Source organism: Kaistia hirudinis (genome assembly GCF_014196455.1).
Classification (GTDB): Bacteria; Pseudomonadota; Alphaproteobacteria; order Rhizobiales; family Kaistiaceae; genus Kaistia; species Kaistia hirudinis.
In genome coordinates this window covers 479,571-496,267 of the sequence record NZ_JACIDS010000004.1, presented here as the reverse complement: position 1 = coordinate 496,267, position 16,697 = coordinate 479,571, and the positions used below count along the sequence as shown (strand labels likewise).

The 16,697-nt window shown below is 67.5% G+C and carries 19 protein-coding genes; 6 read left to right on the top strand and 13 right to left on the bottom strand.

Going from position 1 to position 16,697, the window contains the following annotated elements; all coding sequences use genetic code 11:
• Window positions 1-45 precede the first annotated feature (45 nt).
• Window positions 46-717 (bottom strand): TetR/AcrR family transcriptional regulator, encoded by a 672-nt coding sequence (locus GGR25_RS17075; RefSeq protein ID WP_183400031.1) that lies wholly within the window; start codon window positions 715-717, stop codon window positions 46-48.
• A gap of 83 nt (window positions 718-800) precedes the next feature.
• Between GGR25_RS17075 and GGR25_RS17070 the strand changes: the two genes are divergently transcribed.
• Complete coding sequence (locus tag GGR25_RS17070; RefSeq protein ID WP_183400030.1) at window positions 801-1,928, top strand: FAD-dependent oxidoreductase; 1,128 nt, start codon at window positions 801-803, stop codon at window positions 1,926-1,928.
• Here the strand turns inward: GGR25_RS17070 and GGR25_RS17065 are convergent.
• Together GGR25_RS17065 and rlmN are read right to left on the bottom strand one after the other, a co-directional pair.
• Window positions 1,925-2,344: a hypothetical protein gene (locus GGR25_RS17065; protein ID WP_183400029.1), complete on the bottom strand. Its 420-nt coding sequence runs from the start codon at window positions 2,342-2,344 to the stop codon at window positions 1,925-1,927. The genes GGR25_RS17070 and GGR25_RS17065 overlap by 4 nt on opposite strands.
• A gap of 8 nt (window positions 2,345-2,352) precedes the next feature.
• Window positions 2,353-3,564: a dual-specificity RNA methyltransferase RlmN gene (rlmN, locus tag GGR25_RS17060; RefSeq protein WP_183400028.1), complete on the bottom strand. Its 1,212-nt coding sequence runs from the start codon at window positions 3,562-3,564 to the stop codon at window positions 2,353-2,355.
• Between the two features lie 258 nt (window positions 3,565-3,822).
• Between rlmN and GGR25_RS17055 the strand changes: the two genes are divergently transcribed.
• Both GGR25_RS17055 and GGR25_RS17050 read left to right on the top strand, forming a co-directional pair.
• Complete coding sequence (locus GGR25_RS17055; protein WP_183400027.1) at window positions 3,823-4,092, top strand: type II toxin-antitoxin system Phd/YefM family antitoxin; 270 nt, start codon at window positions 3,823-3,825, stop codon at window positions 4,090-4,092.
• Window positions 4,089-4,475 carry a type II toxin-antitoxin system VapC family toxin gene (locus GGR25_RS17050; RefSeq protein ID WP_183400026.1) on the top strand — a complete coding sequence of 129 codons (387 nt, stop codon included), beginning with the start codon at window positions 4,089-4,091 and terminating at the stop codon, window positions 4,473-4,475. The genes GGR25_RS17055 and GGR25_RS17050 overlap by 4 nt, the downstream gene beginning before the upstream one ends.
• Before the next feature lie 8 nt (window positions 4,476-4,483).
• Here GGR25_RS17050 and GGR25_RS17045 read toward each other — a convergent pair whose 3' ends face one another.
• The 6 genes from GGR25_RS17045 to GGR25_RS17020 form a co-directional block, all read right to left on the bottom strand.
• The gene (locus GGR25_RS17045) at window positions 4,484-6,298 is read right to left on the bottom strand and encodes a PHA/PHB synthase family protein (RefSeq protein WP_246409871.1); all 1,815 of its coding nucleotides are present in this window, start codon (window positions 6,296-6,298) and stop codon (window positions 4,484-4,486) included.
• An 89-nt stretch (window positions 6,299-6,387) separates the two neighbouring features.
• Window positions 6,388-7,347, bottom strand: a complete 960-nt coding sequence (gene prmB, locus GGR25_RS17040) for a 50S ribosomal protein L3 N(5)-glutamine methyltransferase (protein WP_183400025.1) — start codon at window positions 7,345-7,347, stop codon at window positions 6,388-6,390.
• A 124-nt stretch (window positions 7,348-7,471) separates the two neighbouring features.
• Window positions 7,472-8,692, bottom strand: a complete 1,221-nt coding sequence (locus tag GGR25_RS17035) for an alpha/beta fold hydrolase (RefSeq protein ID WP_183400024.1) — start codon at window positions 8,690-8,692, stop codon at window positions 7,472-7,474.
• A gap of 78 nt (window positions 8,693-8,770) precedes the next feature.
• Window positions 8,771-9,541, bottom strand: a complete 771-nt coding sequence (locus GGR25_RS17030) for a hypothetical protein (RefSeq protein WP_183400023.1) — start codon at window positions 9,539-9,541, stop codon at window positions 8,771-8,773.
• Window positions 9,542-9,691: 150 nt separating this feature from the next.
• Window positions 9,692-10,093, bottom strand: a complete 402-nt coding sequence (copM, locus tag GGR25_RS17025; RefSeq protein WP_183400022.1) for a CopM family metallochaperone — start codon at window positions 10,091-10,093, stop codon at window positions 9,692-9,694.
• 87 nt (window positions 10,094-10,180) lie between these two features.
• Entirely contained in the window at window positions 10,181-10,522 is a 342-nt protein-coding gene (locus tag GGR25_RS17020) for a hypothetical protein (RefSeq protein WP_183400021.1), read from the bottom strand.
• Between the two features lie 158 nt (window positions 10,523-10,680).
• Between GGR25_RS17020 and GGR25_RS17015 the strand changes: the two genes are divergently transcribed.
• The 3 genes from GGR25_RS17015 (at window position 10,681) to GGR25_RS17005 (ending at window position 12,975) form a co-directional block, all read left to right on the top strand.
• Window positions 10,681-11,772 carry an AbrB family transcriptional regulator gene (locus GGR25_RS17015; RefSeq protein ID WP_210299992.1) on the top strand — a complete coding sequence of 364 codons (1,092 nt, stop codon included), beginning with the start codon at window positions 10,681-10,683 and terminating at the stop codon, window positions 11,770-11,772.
• A gap of 94 nt (window positions 11,773-11,866) precedes the next feature.
• The gene (locus GGR25_RS17010; RefSeq protein ID WP_183400020.1) at window positions 11,867-12,676 is read left to right on the top strand and encodes a DUF2092 domain-containing protein; all 810 of its coding nucleotides are present in this window, start codon (window positions 11,867-11,869) and stop codon (window positions 12,674-12,676) included.
• Entirely contained in the window at window positions 12,673-12,975 is a 303-nt protein-coding gene (locus GGR25_RS17005; RefSeq protein WP_183400369.1) for a hypothetical protein, read from the top strand. The genes GGR25_RS17010 and GGR25_RS17005 overlap by 4 nt, the downstream gene beginning before the upstream one ends.
• Window positions 12,976-13,017: 42 nt before the next feature.
• On the opposite strand, the gene GGR25_RS17000 is transcribed toward GGR25_RS17005, so the two are convergent.
• The 4 genes from GGR25_RS17000 to GGR25_RS16985 all read right to left on the bottom strand — a co-directional run bounded on the left by GGR25_RS17000 (window position 13,018) and on the right by GGR25_RS16985 (window position 16,697).
• A complete protein-coding gene (locus GGR25_RS17000; protein ID WP_183400019.1) occupies window positions 13,018-13,752 on the bottom strand; it encodes an N-acyl amino acid synthase FeeM domain-containing protein in 735 nt (244 codons plus the stop codon).
• A gap of 243 nt (window positions 13,753-13,995) precedes the next feature.
• The gene (locus tag GGR25_RS16995) at window positions 13,996-14,673 is read right to left on the bottom strand and encodes a DNA-3-methyladenine glycosylase I (RefSeq protein ID WP_183400018.1); all 678 of its coding nucleotides are present in this window, start codon (window positions 14,671-14,673) and stop codon (window positions 13,996-13,998) included.
• Window positions 14,674-14,695: 22 nt separating this feature from the next.
• Window positions 14,696-15,445, bottom strand: coding sequence for a GntR family transcriptional regulator (locus GGR25_RS16990; protein WP_183400017.1), 750 nt, complete (start codon window positions 15,443-15,445; stop codon window positions 14,696-14,698).
• Window positions 15,446-15,554: 109 nt separating this feature from the next.
• Entirely contained in the window at window positions 15,555-16,697 is a 1,143-nt protein-coding gene (locus GGR25_RS16985) for a Gfo/Idh/MocA family protein (protein ID WP_183400016.1), read from the bottom strand.

Here is a 16,697-nt window from a genome sequence, read left to right as displayed (position 1 = left end):
CGAGAACTTCGAGCGACGGTATCGGACTGGGCAGCGCAAGTCCGCCTATCGGAGATGCGCGATACCATTGAGCAGCAGGTCGATGCCCGCGAGGAACTGCGCCCGATCATCATGGTCGCGCAGTTGTGTCGCCATCTTGCGGACGGCGACATAGTCCTCCGCGTCGGATTCTTCCCATCGCGCAGCGACCGCGGCGAGCAAGCTGGATCGATCGGTCCCCTCCGGGTGCATTCGGGCATTGGCTGCATTCTGGCCGGCGACGCCGAGGATATAGCTCACCAGCGCCGACACGCAGTCGAACAGGGCCTTGTCCGGAACACCGAGCTTCAGCAGGCGAGCCCCTACCGATTCGAACATCTGCAGCATGCCGAAGCGCCAGGGCTCGCGAAACAGCTGGCTCCCGACCCAGGGATGCCGATCGATCGCATCGAATATGCCCAGTGCGATCAGCCGGATGCCCTCACGCGGCTCGCCAGCCATCACCTCGATGCGCATGAGGGGAACAACGATCGCGTCGGCGCAGGCGGCGAGCAACTCACCCTTGTCGGCAACATGCCAGTAGATCGCGCCACTACCGGTCGAGAGACGGCTGGCCAATGCCCGGAAGGTCAGCGCAGCTTCGCCATCCGCGTCCAGGATCTCTATGGCGGCCTCTACGATCCGTTCTCTCGACAGGGCGTCCGTGCGCCGCTCGCTGCGCTGCTTCCGATTGTCCATGCTCCATATTGACAGATATGGAACACCGTTCCAATAGTGATGGATTGGAACGGTGTTCCAAACGTGATGGAAGGTTCAATCTCATGTCGTCAGTTACCATTGTGGGCGCCGGCCTTGGCGGCCTGATGCTCGCACGCGTCCTCGCGGTCCACGGAATCACGGCCGTGATCTACGAAGCTGATGCCTCCGCCGGCTCCCGGACCCAGGGCGGTATGCTCGATATCCACGAGCAGGATGGGCAGCGCGCCTTGGCCATGGCCGGCCTGAAGGATGAATTTCGCGCCCTTGTTCATGTCGGAGGTCAGGCTTCGCGTGTCTTGCGCCGCGATGGTACGGTGCTGTTCGATCAGCCGGACGACGGCAGCGGCGGCCGCCCCGAGGTCTTGCGCGGCGCGCTTCGGCGCATTCTGATCGAGTCTCTGCCAGCCGGCACGATCCGCTGGGGACGCAAGGTGATCGAAATCGTTCCGCTCGGCGAAGGCATGCACCGGCTCATCTTCGCGGACGGCTCCACTGCGACTGCCAACCTGCTCGTCGGTGCCGACGGGGCGTGGTCGAAAGTACGGCCCTTGCTCTCCGATGCCAGGCCGGCCTATGTCGGCACGACCTTTGTCGAGACCTACCTCTCGGATGCCGACTCGCGTCACCCCGCTACGGCCGCTGCCGTGGGCTCCGGCGCCTTGTTCGCAGTGGAGGCCGGCAAGGGCATCTTCGCACATCGCGAGCCGCATGGGGTCCTCCACGCCTACATCGCACTGAGCCGACCGGCCCGATGGATCGAGGACATCGATTTTGCCGATGCCAGCACCGCGCGGACGCGTCTGGTCGCCGAATTCGCCGGGTGGGCACCGGCACTCACGGCCTTGATCACGGACGGCGATACCGCGCCCATGCTACGGATGATCCACAGCCTGCCAAATGACCATCGCTGGAAGCGGCTGCCAGGCCTGACGCTGATCGGCGATGCGGCGCATCTCATGCCCCCGGCGGGCGATGGTGCCAATCTTGCCTTGCTCGACGGCGCCGAACTTGGCGAGGCGCTCGCTGCCCAGCCCGACTCGGTCGAAACGGCGCTCGCCGCCTTTGAGGACAGGATGTTCAAGCGCAGCACCGAAACGGCCCGGGAGGCTCATCGCGTCCTCGGTCTTTGCCTCGGTGAGCGCGCGCCAAATTCCCTGATCGAATTCCTCTCCGGCGCGCTGAACGCCTAGAGTTTCGGTTCGGCGACCGCGCGAAGGCCGGCCCCGCGCCCGGCGATCAGCCAGTAGACGAAGCCCGCGACGAAGCCGGCCGCCAGCGGCGGCGGATAGGCGTCATTGCCGGGAAAGGCGAAGAGATGCGCGCCGAGCCCGAGCGCGCCGCCGAAGACCATCCAGGCGAGCGCCGAGCGGATCGCGAAGATCTCCGAAAGGACGATCGCCGCAAGGAAGGGCAGCACGCAACCCTTGGCGATCTCGGCGACGAGCACCATGACCGGCGCGATGATCACCGGGACATCCCCGAACGGACCACCCCACAGATCCGCCTCGCGGAAGCCGAAGGCGGCGAGATAGACCGCGACCGCGGCCGCGATCGCCGCCATGAAGCCGATCGGGATCAGGAAGAGAATGCGCAGGAAGGCGCGCATGGCAGGGCCTATTCGTCCGCGTCGCCGGCCATCATCGCCTCGAGCGCCAGGCGCTCGCGAGCGCGCATGCGCTCGCTCTCGCTCTTCAATTGCCCGCAGGCGGCGAGGATGTCGCGGCCGCGTGGCGTCCGGATCGGCGAGGCATAGCCGGCGCGGTTGACGATGTCGGAGAAGGTCTCGATCGTCTCCCAATCCGAGCACTGGTAATTGACGCCCGGCCAGGGATTGAACGGGATCAGGTTGATCTTGGCCGGAATGCCCTTGAGCAGGCGGACGAGCTCGCGCGCATCGGCCGGGCTGTCATTGACGTCCTTCAGCATCACATATTCGAACGTGATGCGGCGGGCGTTCGACAGGCCGGGATAGTTGCGGCAGGCGTCGAGCAGTTCCTTGATCGGGTATTTCTTGTTGAGCGGTACGAGCAGGTCACGCAGGTCGTCGCGCACCGCATGCAGCGAGATGGCCAGCATCGAGCCGATCTCCTCGCCGGCGCGCGGGATCATCGGCACGACGCCGGAGGTGGAAAGCGTGATGCGGCGCTTGGAAAGCGACAGGCCCTCGCCATCGGAGGCGATCAGCAGCGCCTCTTTGACATTGTCGAAATTGTAGAGCGGCTCGCCCATGCCCATCATCACGATGTTGGAGACGAGGCGGCCCTCGCTCGGCACGGCCGCGCCGACTGGTGTCGTCGCGTCGGGAAAATCGCCGAGGCGATCCCGCGCGACGAGGATCTGGCCGACGATTTCCTCCGCCGTCAGGTTGCGCACCAGCTTTTGCGTGCCCGTATGGCAGAAGGAGCAGGTCAGCGTGCAGCCGACCTGTGACGAGACGCAGAGCGTGCCGCGACCGATCTCGGGAATATAGACTGTCTCGATCTCGACCGGCCGGCCGGCGCCGCGCGCCGGAAAGCGCATCAGCCATTTGCGCGTGCCATCCTCGGAGACCTGTTCGGCGACGATCTCCGGCCGCTTCAGCGTGAAGGCGCTTTCGAGCGTCGACCGCATGTCCTTCGACACGTTGAGCATGTCGGCGAAATCGGTCACGCCCCGCGCATACATCCAGTTCCAGAGCTGGGCGGTGCGCATGCGGATTTGCTTGCGTTCGACGCCGATGCGCTCGAGTTCCGCGCCGATACCCTCGCGCGAAAGCCCGATCAGCGAGGGCTTCTCGGAAACGGTCGATCGGGCTGCGGCGGGGGCCGTGGCGAGCGGTGCGGTCATGGGCAATCCGGATGAGGCGGTCGGCGGCGAACGGGCGGTGAAAGCCGGCGCGACCTGTTTCGAGCCGCCTCTTAGCAGAAAAGCTGCGGATCTGGAATGTTTGAGATGAGGGCGGCTCGGTCGAGGTTCAAGGCCGGCGCTTCCGATCGGGCGGAACGCAGCGGCTCAATTGACAGCCGCACCGGCGCGTCCCACTTCTGATGATATAGTCGGCGTCATCCGGACGACCGGTCGTCCGGAATCGATCGAGGTTCCCCCATGCGCATTTCCCTCGCAGAGGCCGAGACGCAGCTCGGCGAACTCGTCCGCCGCGCCGAGGCCGGTGACGAGATCGTGCTGACGCGCGACGGCAAACCCTCCGTCCGCCTCGTGCCGGTCGAGCTCCCTGCCCTGACCGAAGAGCAGATCGCTGCGCGGCGCAGGCTGATGGAAGGCATCTGGGAGACCGCCAAGGCCAAGGCACTCGCCGGTCCCAGCGCCGCACGGAGCCAGGATTATCTCTACGATGAGAACGGCCTGCCGGGATGATCGTCGTCGACACGTCGGCCTTGATGGCGATCTGTCTCGGTGAACCGGAAGGACCAGCGTGCATGCAGGCGCTCCAGTCGGCGTCCAGCCTTCTGATTTCCGCCGGAACGCTGTCCGAGGCCATGATCGTCGCCGACGGTCGCGGCCAGTTCGACGCCCTTGAGGCCCTGCTCGAGGGCTTGGGTCCGAGCATCATCCCCGTGACGGCCGAAACGGCACTGCGGGTCCGCGCCGCCTATCGGCGCTGGGGCAAGGGTCGGCATCCCGCCAGCCTCAACCTCGGCGACTGCTTCGCCTATGCGCTGGCGGCCGAGCGCGGTTGCCCGCTGCTCTTCATCGGCAATGACTTCGCGCGCACCGACATCGTCTCCGCGATCGCCTGACCGGCGCGCTATTTCTGCAGCACATAGGTGCCCGGCGCGTCGGCAAGCGGCGGATAGCCGGCCTCCGGCGCGCCCATTGCCGGCGGCGCCACACGGTCGCGCGACGAATGACCGGCGAGCCAGTCATGCCAGGCGAGCCACCATGATCCCGGACGCTGCTCGGCAGTTTCGAGCCATTCCTCGGGGCTGAGATGCAGCGCCCCGTCGCTATGCGTCGCTATTTTGAAGGAGCGACGGGGATGGCCGGGTTCGCTGACGATGCCGGCATTGTGGCCGCCGACCGTCAGCGCGAAGGTGACCTCGGTGTCGGCGAGATAGTGGATCTTGTAGACCGAGCGCCACGGCGCGACATGGTCGCGCTCGGTGCCCACGGCGAAGATCGGCGCCTTGATATTCTGGATCTCGATCGCCTGCCCGTCGACGCGATAACGGCCGGCGGCGAGGTCGTTGTCGAGGAAGAGCTCGCGCAGATATTGCGAATGCATGCGATAGGGCATGCGCGTCGCGTCGGCGTTCCAGGCCATAAGGTCGATCATGGGCTGGCGCTCGCCCATCAGATAGTCGCGAATCACGCGCGACCAGACGAGATCGTTCGAGCGCAGCATCTGGAAGGCGCCGGCCATCTGCTCGGAATCGAGCACGCCGCGCTCCCACATCATCGCCTCCAGGAACGACACCTCGCTCTCGTCGATGAAGAGCTGCAACTCGCCGGCTTCCGTGAAATCCGTCTGCGCGGCGAGCAGCGTCATCGAGGCGAGGCGGTCATCGCCCGTCTCAGCCATCGCGGCGGCGGTGAGCGCCAGCAGCGTGCCGCCGAGGCAATAGCCGGCGGCGTGCACCTTGCGCCCGGGCAGGATCGCCTCGACCGCATCGAGCGCCGCGAGCACGCCGAGGCGGCGATAATCGTCGAGCGAAAGTTCGCGATCCTCGCCCGTGACATTGCGCCAGGAGACGCAGAACACCGTGTGGCCCTGCTCGACCAGGAAGCGCACCAGCGAGTTCTGCGGCGACAGGTCGAGGATGTAGAATTTCATGATCCAGGCCGGCACGATCAGGATCGGCTCGGCGTGGACGGTCTCCGTCGCGGGCGCGTACTGGATCAGCTCGATCAGATGGTTGCGGAACACCACCTTGCCGGGCGTGACCGCGACATCGCGGCCGACCACGAAGGCGTCGGCGCCCACCGGCGGCAGATGCCCGGCAGCGCGGCGTGCATCCTCGGCCGCATTGATCGCACCGCGGAGAAGATTGGTGCCGCCCGTCTCGATCGTCCGCCGGAGCACCTCGGGATTGGTGGCGAGGAAGTTCGCCGGCGACACCATGTCGAGCAGCTGTCGCGCGGCGAAGAACACGACGTCCTCATGATGGCGCGACACGCCGGGCACATCATGTGTCGCGTTGTGCCACCATTGCTGGGTCAGCAGAAACGACTGGTAGAGCATCTTGTAGGCGGGGAGCTGCCATGCCTCGCCGCGGAAGCGGTCGTCGCCCGGCAGCGGCTCGATGCAGGGCGCGGCCTGCGGATCCGCGGCGGCGCGGGCTGCCTGCTCCGAAAGCCGGGCGAGCTTCCGCCACGCCTTCATGACGAGTTCGGCCTGCTTGCCGGGCGCGGCGGCCAGATGCAGCGCCCAATCGGCATAGGCAAGGCCGATCGCGGCGGGCGAGAGGCCGAAGGTCGCCCGCGCCAGCGTGGCTGCGGCCAGCTTGTCGAGATGGCGGAAGGCCTCTTCAGGCAAACCGTCGGCGGCGGGGGACGGTTCGACCGCGCTGAGCGCGCCGGGATCATGCGCCTTATGCGCGGGGCCTCCACTGCGCATGTCCATGTCCGTCGTCCTCACGCCACCGGTCGATGCCAAGGCATCCTGATCCTCGACATCGGGATCGCATTGACCGGTGTCAACGTCGCGGACGATCAGTCGACGGCGCCGATCGTGCTTGAATCCGCGACGCCGAGCGCCTCGGCAGAGAGCCAGAACACTTCGCCCTCGCTCTCCTCGGTGTCGAGCCAGAGGAATTCGAAGTCCGGGAACTCGGCTTCGAGGATCTCGCGCCCGGCGCCGATCTCGCAGAGAATGCCGCCGCCGGGGTTCAGATGGTCGGGCGCCACGGCCAGGATGCGGCGGACGATATCGAGTCCATCGAGGCCGGAGCCGAGCGCCATGGCGGGCTCATGGCGATATTCCTCCGGCAGCTCCTCCATGGCGATTTCGTCGACATAGGGCGGGTTGGTGAGGATCAGGTCGTAGCGCTTGCCTTCGAGCGGCGCGAACAGATCGCCCTCATAGAGTTCGATCCGGCCGGCGAGGCCCTGCTGGTCGACATTGATGCGCGCGACCTCGAGCGCGTCGGACGAGAGGTCGACCGCATCGATCTCGGCATTCTCGAACACGTTGGAGGCGAGAATCGCGATCGCGCCGGATCCGGTGCAGAGGTCCAGCACCGTCTCGACCGAATCCGTATCCTCGACCAGCGTGAAATCCTCGCCGCCGAAGGCATCGGAATAGAGCAGCTCGCAGATGAAGGAGCGCGGAACGATCACGCGCTCGTCGACATAGAGCGGGATGCCCTGCACATAGGCGCGCTTCAGGAGATAGGCGAGCGGCTTGCGCGTAGTGACCCGCGCCTCGATCAGCGCGAGGAGACGGGCGCGTTCATCGGCCAGCAACCGCGCATCGAGGAACGGCTCGAGCTGGTCGATCGGGAGATGCAGCCCCTCGAGAACCAGATAGGCGGCCTCGTCGAACGCCGAGGACGCCCCGTGGCCAAAGGCGATGCCGGCGGCGTTGAAACGGCTCACAGCATAGCGCAGCACATCACGCAGCGTGAGGAGTTCGGGCGCGGCGACGGAGGAATGGGTGTGATCTTCGGTCAATCGAGGCTCTGCGTCTGGAGAATTCGTCTAGCCTCTAGTGCATTCGCCCACGAACTGGAACGCCTTTTCGAGAACGCCGCCGCCTCCTCGCATCGCCGGCGGCCGGTTCAAGCCGCCCGACCCGTCAGCGCAACTCGCCTGCGAACACGGCGTCAAGCCATTCGAAGGTCCGCCGATTGAGCAGCGAACGGTTCTGCATTTCGCAATGGTCGCCGGCGCCCTCGGCGGCCGTGAACGGCATGATCCGATACGGCACCTTGAGTTCGGACGCGACGGCGTTCGTCCCTGCGGCGAGGCCGTCCCGCTCCGCCAGCGTCATCATGACCGGACAGCGGATATCTCCGATCCGGCCATTGATGGTGAAGTCCTCGGCGACGGCGAGATAATCGGCGATCGTTGACAGCCCGTGCACCCAGAGACCGCGTTGGACGATCTTCCATTGCAGCGAAGGATTGCCCGCGACGAAAGCTTGGAAGGCGTCGATCATCGCCGGCTTGAGGCGCCGCAAATCCGCGGCCTCTTCAGGCGTGGCGCCGAATTTGACGGCCACGGAACGAAAGCCGTCGGCAAGGCCAAGCTGGATCGGATCGGCGACGAGCGCCGCGATCCGATGCTCCCCCGTCGCCGCGCGCGTCGCGAGATAGCCGCCGAAGCTCCAGCCATTGAGCGCGATCCGGGCAGGATCGACCAGCGGCAGTTCCAACGCAAAATCGACGACAGCGCGGATCACGACCTCCCAGTCGGGCCGGATCGGCACCCCCTGCTCGTACAGCACGGCGCCCTGTCCGGGACCGTCAAAGATCAGGCTGTGGAATCCGTGCCGCGAGGCGGCGGCGGCCGAGGCGAAATACATATCCGTGACGGTGCCGTCATAGCCGTTGGTGAAGATCACCAGCGGCCGCACTTCGTGTTCGAAGCCCGCAGCCGGAACGAAATAGGCCGGCATGGCGATGCCCTCGAAGGCGATCGTCAGCGGCAGGATCGGGGCTTCGAACAGCGCCAGGCCACGGTTCATCGCCGCAATCTGCTTGCGATAGGCGGCAACGAGGCGCGGATCCGTCGGCGCGCCGTAGATCGGGTGGAACGACGAATTATAGAACACCGAGGCGCGCAGAAAGAGATCGCGGGCATCAGCAGTCCGGCCCTTCGATGCCGCCGCCTCGGCGTCGGCGGCCGCGCGATCACCCGCCGCGATCCATGCCTCGTAATAGGCATCCGGACCATCGTCACCCGTGGCCGCCCCCACTGCCGCGAGTTCGCCGAAGTCGGGGCCGCCATAAGGAATATAGGCCAGCGCCCAGGTACCGAACTCGTCGAGGAGGTCGTCCTTGAACAGCAGCCCCATCTTCGTCTCCCCGGCATGTGCGAATGGAACCGGCGGGAACTGGCCCGCCGGTGACGTCGTGGAATGGACTGGGGGCGATTACTGGCCCTTGGCCTTCAGGCGCTTGTTGCAGTCGCTCCAATATTGCGGCCACTTCGCGCCGGCCGGCAGCGTCCCGGCCTTCTTCTCGGACTGCCATTCGGCGCCGCAGGCGCGCATGCGGGCCCAGGCGGCCTTCTGGCCCGGCGTCGGCTCCTTCTTGCCGGCGACGGCCGGCTTGTTCGGATCGACCTTGGCGGCGACTTCGGGATCGGGCAGCGGCGCGCCGAGCTCGTCGTCATTGGCCTTGGCCGCCTTCGACTTCGCGGTGGACTTCGCCGCAGCTGCCTCGTCAGGATGCGCGGCGGCATAGTCCTTGGCGCACTGGCTCCAGAACTTCGGCCAGGTCTGGCCGGCCGGCACCTTGTTGTCGGCCTTCAGCTTCGCCCACTGGTCGGAACAGGCCGCCATGGCCGGCGACTTGCCCTTGCCGCCGGCAGCGGCGTCATCGGCAGGTGCGGGAGCCGGCGTGGGCGCGGTCTTGGCCGTGGACTTGGTCTTGGCGGGCGGCGGCTCCGCGGGCGCGGCGGCGGTCTTGTCGGCGGCAGCGGCGGCATCGTCCGGATGCGCGGCGGCGTAGTCCTTGGCGCACTGGCTCCAGAATTTCGGCCAGGTCTGGCCGGCCGGAACCTTGTCGTCCGCCTTCAGCTGCGACCACTGGTCGGAGCAGGCTTGCATCGCGGGCGAAGTCGCCGCGGACGCCGCGCCGGCGAACAGGATGCCGAGGGCGAGGCCCGTGCCGGCGAGAGCGAAACGAACTGCAGGAAACATGATGCGAGGATCCTCCGATGCCCGGCGCCGGGAGTGCGCCCTGCCGCCCGTAACGCGAGGGAACATCGCGCCGCACGCGGTGTCAACGATTCACCGTGCGGAGCCCCGCAGGAACGGCGCGGCGGCGTGCCGCCGCGCCGTGAAGATGCCCTATTTGGCGTCGTTCTTGGCGAGCCAGGCCTTCATGAAGGCGATCTCGCTGTCCTGCGCCTTGATGATCGCCTCGGCCAGCTTCCGGATCTCCGGATCCTTGCCGTATTGCAGTTCGACGCGGGCCATGGCGATCGCGCCCTCGTGATGCGGGATCATGCCGCGCACGAAGTCGACATCGGCATTGCCGGTGTAATCGATCATCATGCCCTGCATCATCGCCTTGTCGGCGGCGCGAAACGCCTGCGTCGACGGGCTGGCGTCGGCCCCGTCCATGCCCTGCATGGGCATGTCGCCGCCCATCGCGCCATGGTCCATCATTCCCTTGTCCTGCGCGGTCGCCAGCGCGACCGGCAGCAGAAGCGCGGCCGCGAGTGCCGCAAGCGTACGAGACGTCTTCATCGTCAATATCCTGAATGGTCAGCGGGCATGCGCATGGGCACCGGCGCGGCCCGCGCGCCGCCGGTCCCTCGGCAGATCGTCGATCCGTCAGGCGCGCGGCGGTGGCAGTTCCGGCCCGGGCGCGTCGCCCGCCGGCAACCGGTCGGAGACCGGACGCAGTGCAGGGCTGGCCTGCCGCACGGGAACACGCAGCATCGCCGCCTCGGCGCTGCTCGCAGGCGGCAGGCTGGTGCAGCACGGCATCATCGGCATGGCCGTCGCGGGATGGCCGGGCCTCGGCGCCTTGCCATGATCCGCCAGAGCGGCATGCGGACAATCCGCCATGCCGGCATGCCGATCCGGATCGGCCGAGGCCGGCGAAGCACCGCCGGCCAGCGCGACGCCGACCAACATCAACAGAGCCAGGAATGTGCGGAGCGCACGTTGCATGGCGTCCATCTGACCCGATGCCCGGGCCCGGTCAAGTTCGGGGCGATCACGGATTGGAGAGGATCGGCGCTGCCGCGCGGACGCTTGGTCGCGGTCCATCGTCGCCGCGCGCGGGGCGATGGTGCTATCATGCCCCCGTTCAGAGGCTCCCTCCCCCGATGATGCGCTCCTTCCGCTCTCCAACGATCGGCCTCTGGCCGCGCGCGCTGCAATGGCTCGCGCTCCTTGCCGCGTCGGCGCTCGTGTCGGCGCTGCTGTTCGCGGCAGGGCTGCCGGCGGCGCTGCTGCTCGGGCCGATGATCGCGGCGATCGGCGCCGGCGTGGCCGGCGCGACGGTGCGCGTTCCCGAGGGTCTTTCGCTGGCGGCACAGGCGATCGTGGCGATGCTGATCGCCTCGGCGATCACGCCCGGCATCCTCGGAACCTTCCTCGCCGACTGGCCGCTCTTCGTCGCGATCGTTGCCACGACGGTCTTCGCATCGAGCTTCCTCGGCTTCGTGATGAGCCGTCGCCGCATCCTGCCCGGCACGACCGCCGTCTGGGGCTCCTCGCCGGGCGCGGCCTCCGCCATGGTGCTGATGGCAGAGACCTTCGGCGCCGACGCGCGCCTCGTGGCGCTGATGCAATATCTGCGCGTGGTCATGGTCGCCGGCGCCGCCTCGATCGTCGCGGGATTCTTCGCCGATCTCTCCGCCGCGCCCCGTCCCGCGATCATCTGGTTTCCGGCGCTCGACTGGAGCGCCTTCTCCGCGACGCTGGCGATCGCCGCGGGCGGAACGATCATCGGCAGGTTCAGCCGCATTCCCTCCGGCACGATGCTGGTGCCGATGATCGCCGGCGCGGCGCTGCACGCGGGCGGCGTGATCGACATCGTGCTGCCGGAGTGGCTGCTGTCGATCGGCTATGCGCTGATCGGATGGCGGATCGGGCTCGGCTTCACGCGGCAGATCCTGCACCACGCCGCGCGGATCCTGCCGCATCTCGTCCTGTCGATCCTGGTGCTCATCGCCTTCTGCGGTGCGCTCGCTCTGCTGCTCGTGCGGCTCGTCGGCGTCGATCCGCTCACCGCCTATCTCGCGACGAGCCCCGGCGGCATGGATTCGGTCGCGATCATCGCCTCCTCCGCGCCGGTCGACATCGGCTTCGTCATGTCGCTGCAGGCGCTGCGCTTCTTCCTCATCGTGCTGCTCGGCCCATCGATCGCCGGCTTCGTCGCCCGCCGTCTCGCCGCGAGCGAGAAGGGACACTGACGACAACCTCCGCGTCTGTCGCGAATTCGTTCACCATATCGTCCCGCGAAGCCTACCATCCCGGCAAGACCAACGAAATTCCGGGAGGAATGCGATGACGCACTTGTCCAGCAGCGGCCGCAGGCGCGGATTTCTGCGCCGGGCGGTCCTTGCGTCGGCCGTCCTGGGGCTGGCGCTCGCCGGTGCCGGCGTGGCCCGTGCCGAGGACGACGCGGCGGCGATCGTCAAGGCGATGTCCGACTATGTCGCGAGCCAGAAGGCGCTTTCGATCACCTTCGATACCGCGATCGAGGTCGTGACGCCGCAGATCCAGAAGATCCGCTTCACCTCGTCCGGGTCGCTCGATCTCGACCGCCCCAACCGCATCCACGCCCGCCGCACCGGCGGCTATGCCGATGTCGAGGCCGTCAGCGACGGCAAGACATTCACCGTGCTCGGACGCAATGTCGGCCGCTATGCGCAATTCCCCGTCGAGGGCGCGACCATCGCCGATATCGTTTCGGCCCTGCGTCAGGGTGGCGCCGAACTGCCGGCCGCGGATCTGATCTCGGGTGACGCGTTTGGCGCGCTGATGGGCGGCGTCATCGAGGCGCATCATATCGGCCGCGGCGTGATCGACGGCGTCGAATGCGAGCACCTCGCCTTCCGCACCATCGATACCGACATCCAGCTCTGGGTCGAGGTGGGGCCGAAGCCGATTCCCCGTCAGCTGGTGATCACCAGCAAGGGCGTGGCCGCGGCGCCGGAATATACGCTCCGCATCAAGAACTGGAATGCGAGCCCGAACTTCGCCGCCGACGCCTTCACCTTCACGCCGCCGGCCGGCGCGCAGAAGGTCGATTTCGCCGCGCTCGGCGCCATCGACGAAGTTCCGCCCGGTGCCATCATGGGAGAAGCGAAATGAAACACGCCGCATCGCGCCTTGCCGCCCTCGCCTTCGCTGCCGTGGCGGGCTTCGCGACCCTGACGCCGGATCCGGGATCTTTCATGGGCGCACGTCTTGCGCTCGCCCCGCAAGCCGAGGCGGTGGTCGGACGTCCGCTGACCCCGATGAGCTATGCCGGCGTCGCGCGCCGGACGACCTATCGCGCGGCGACGACGCCGGTCGTGGTCGTGCCGCCGCCGGTGGTCGTCGTCGCCCCGCGTCCCGGCTGCTACCAGGTGGCCAATTCCTACGGGCAGCTCTACTGGCGCTGCCCATAGGGGACGCAGGATCGCTCTGATGCGGTCCCCGGAGGGGCCGCGTCAGGCCGATCGGGCCATGGCCGGCTCGGCCGGCAGCTCGCGTTTCGCCGCGCCGTAGAACGGCTCGAACAGCATGCGCCGCTCGAACGCCGTCGAGCGGAACGAGGGATAGCGCTGCAGCACCTTCTCGCGCGCCGCCTTGAAGTCCAGCATCATCAGGCTGAGCGGCTTGGTCAGCGGCGGATAGGGCCGCGGCTCGCAGATCAGCACGCAGCCGAACACGCGCCGATAGAACGCCTGGTGCTCGGTCCGCACGCTGGCAAGGATCACGTCAGCATCGAAATATTCGGCAGCCATCCAGGCGACGCGGGTGGTCAAATAGGGCATCAGCCCCGGATAGGCGTTCGAGAAACCTTCATCCGTTGCATGCCGGGTCGGGTCGATCAGCACCTTGCCCGCCGCGAGCATGGGATCGACGACATCGGCGAAGGGCGGACCATCCGGGCCGTCCGGCTGCTCGGGCGTCATCACGCTGATGCGGATCGTCGCCGCCAGCGCCCCATCGAGATGGATCGACGTGACCATGGTGTTGGCGAGATCGTCATAACGATCGGAGAGTCGGCGGGTTGGGGTCGGCCCGACCGCCCGCTCCCGCTCATAGGCATCGTAGCGCAGACGGAACACGGCGTCGCGATCCGCCTCGCTCACCGCAGCCCGGTAGTCGACCTTCTCCAGAGCACTGAACAAGCGCTCCGAGAAGCTTGGCGCCGAGGGCGCCAAAGCCGCAACAGACATGACGTGTCTCCTGAAGGGGCAGGCCTTCATGCCCCGAATGCGAACAAGCTTAACAAAGCGTTAACTGACGACAAGGCGGCCAGACGCCTCAACCCGCCGATGTGACGGCAATTTCATGTTTACCTATTGTTAAGGTTAATTTTTGGCGAATTGCGGCGATCCGCGGGCGGGCGCGGTCCGGGCGTCACGGCATGGGAGGGATGAAGGGCGCGAGAGCCTGACCTTGCGGCCCCGGCGCGGGCTTCAGTCGTCGGTGCTCATCGCCAGGATGCGGCTGATCTGGGTCAGGTCGCGGCCCGATTGCGCGGACCAGGCGTTGAACGCGGCCTGGATCGCGGCGAAATCGCGCTTGGCGCTCGGCGCCTTGTCGATCACGCCCTCGCGGATCAGCGCGGCCACCACGGCGCGGGTCGCCACGAAGGCCGGCTTGCCGATGTCGCGCAGCACGCGCATGCCGCTGTCACCGCCGAGATACGCCCCGCGGCGCTTCATGACATCGAGCAGCCCGACGAGATCGGCGTCCGGCCAGTTCGCGAAGAAGCGCGCGGCGCTGCCATGTTCGCGGGCGAGATCCATCAGGAAGGCGGCATTGGCCTGCACCGCGCGGATCTTGGCGCCATTGCGCACGATCGACGCGTCCCGCGTCAGCGCATCGAAGCGCTCGTCATCCATGAAGGCGCAGGCTGCCGGATCGAAGCGATCGAACGCCGCCTCGAAGGCCGGCCATTTCGCCTCGATCATCTTGTGCGAGAGGCCGGCGCTGAAGATGCGCTTGGTCATGGCGGCGAGGATGCGATCGTCGGTCAGCGCCGCGATCTGCTCGGGCGTGCGCGACGGCGTCTCGGCGAGCAACGTCTCCACTGCCGCGATGCCGCCCTTGCGGCTCGCGGCGAGCGCGACGATCTCCGCGAACTGGCGCATGTCCCCTCCCCCCAGAAGGCCGTCAGCGATCGGTGAGCGCGATCCCCGCCATGGTGTCGCGCGTCATATAGCTCTGGATCTGCCGCACGATCTGCGCGGCATGGGCGGCGGCCAGCCCGTCGGCCCGCTCGGCGTCGTGCGCCTCGATGGCCACGACCATGGCCTCGTGCTCGTCGACATATTGGCGCGGCAACCGGTCGTCGAACGAGGAATAATAAAGGCGGAGCAGGCGCCTTCCCTCATCCAGCAGGCGCGTGAAGAGGGTCAGGAAGTAGGGATTGCCGCCGGCCTCGGCGATCGCGACGTGGAACTCGCGGTTCTGCTCGATCATGGTCAGCGCGTCGCGCCGCTCGACGGCATCGGCATAGGCGGCGGCGAGCGCGCGGATCTTCTTCAGGTCCGCCGCGCTCCGATGCACGGCCGCCGCGCGCGTCGTCACGCGATACATCAGCGTCAGCGCCTCGAAATAGACTGGCAGGCGCATGAAATCGATCGGCGAGACGATGGTGTTGCGGTTCGGCAGCGTCGTGACGAGCCCCTCCGCTGCGAGGCGCACCATGGCCTCGCGCACCGGGGTCCGCGACATGTCGAACTCGGCCGCCAGGCTGACCTCGTCGAGCGGGCTGCCGGGCGCGAGCGACAGATCGAGGATCGAGCGGCGCAGCCGCTCATAGACCGTCTGCGCGCCGAGACCGCGCACGCGCCGGCCGCCCTCTTCCGGCGGCTCCGCCTCGTTCGCGCCGCGCCCCTTGCCGCCCGTTCCGACGTCCATTCGCCTCGATCCGCAGTCCAGCCTACCGGCGTTCCGTGCAGCCGAACGCGTTTCGGCTGCAGACGCGCAGTCTAGAGTCAGTCGAGAACAATGGATAGGCCCGCCCGGATCAGGGCGTTACCGTCAGGGCGCGCGCTTCATCTTCGCCGAGTGCCGCCGGCCGCTCCATCGGCGCGTCGATCGCCAGTGTCGTCCCGCCGGCGAGCGCCGATTCGAGCATGGCCTCCATCACGGCGAGCGCATGCAATCCGACATCGCCATTGGCTCGGTGCGGCCGGCCGGTCTCGATCGCGTCCGCCATGTCGGCGAGGCCGAGGCCGCGATAATTGGCGACGTCGCCGGCAAAGGTCGGCCAGTTGGCGCCGCCATAGACCATGCCGCCCGTCGCGACGGCCTCGAACGGCGCCCCGCCGCGCGAGACCTCCACCGCGCCGCCGAACCAGTTCGGATCGGGAACGCGGAGCGAGCCCTCGGTGCCGTGCAGCTCGACATGCGGCATGGAGTGGTTCCACACATCCCAGCTCGCCAGGAACGAAACCTGCGTTCCGTTCGCGAATTGCAGCAGCGCCTGCACGCTGGTCAGCGTCTCGACCTTGATCGTGTTGCCACGGAAGGGCGAATCCGGCGCCGTGATGATGCGCTCGGCATTGCCGATCTGGCCGATGGCGGCGACCGTCGCGACCGGGCCGAGCAGCGTCAGCAGCGTGGCGACGTAATAGGGCCCCATGTCGAGCACGGGACCGCCGCCGGACTTGAAGAAGAAATCCGGGTTCGGATGCCACATCTCCATGCCGTGCGACAGGACGGCCGCCGTGCCGAGCACCGGCCGGCCGAGCGAGCCTTCGTCGAAGAGCCGCCGCGCGGTCTGCACGCCGGCGCCGAGCACCGTATCGGGCGCCGCGCCGACGCGAAGGCCGCGCGCCAACGCGCTTTCGAGGATGAGCCGTCCGGCCGCCGTCGTCGTGGCGAGCGGCTTCTCGGTATAGACGTGCTTACCGGCCGCGAGCGCGGCGAGCGCCACCTCGGCATGGGCCGCCGGGACGGTGAGGTTCAGCACGATATCGACATCGTCGGCGGCGATGAGATCCGCGACCGAGCGGGCCGCGATGCCATGCGCCTCGGCCTTGGCCTTCGCCGCCGCCGGATTGAGATCCGCGCAGGCGACGACGCGGATCGCCGGGAAACGGGCCGCGTTGACGAGGTAGATTTCAGAGATGTTGCCGCAGCCGACGAGGCCGACGCGCTGGGTCAT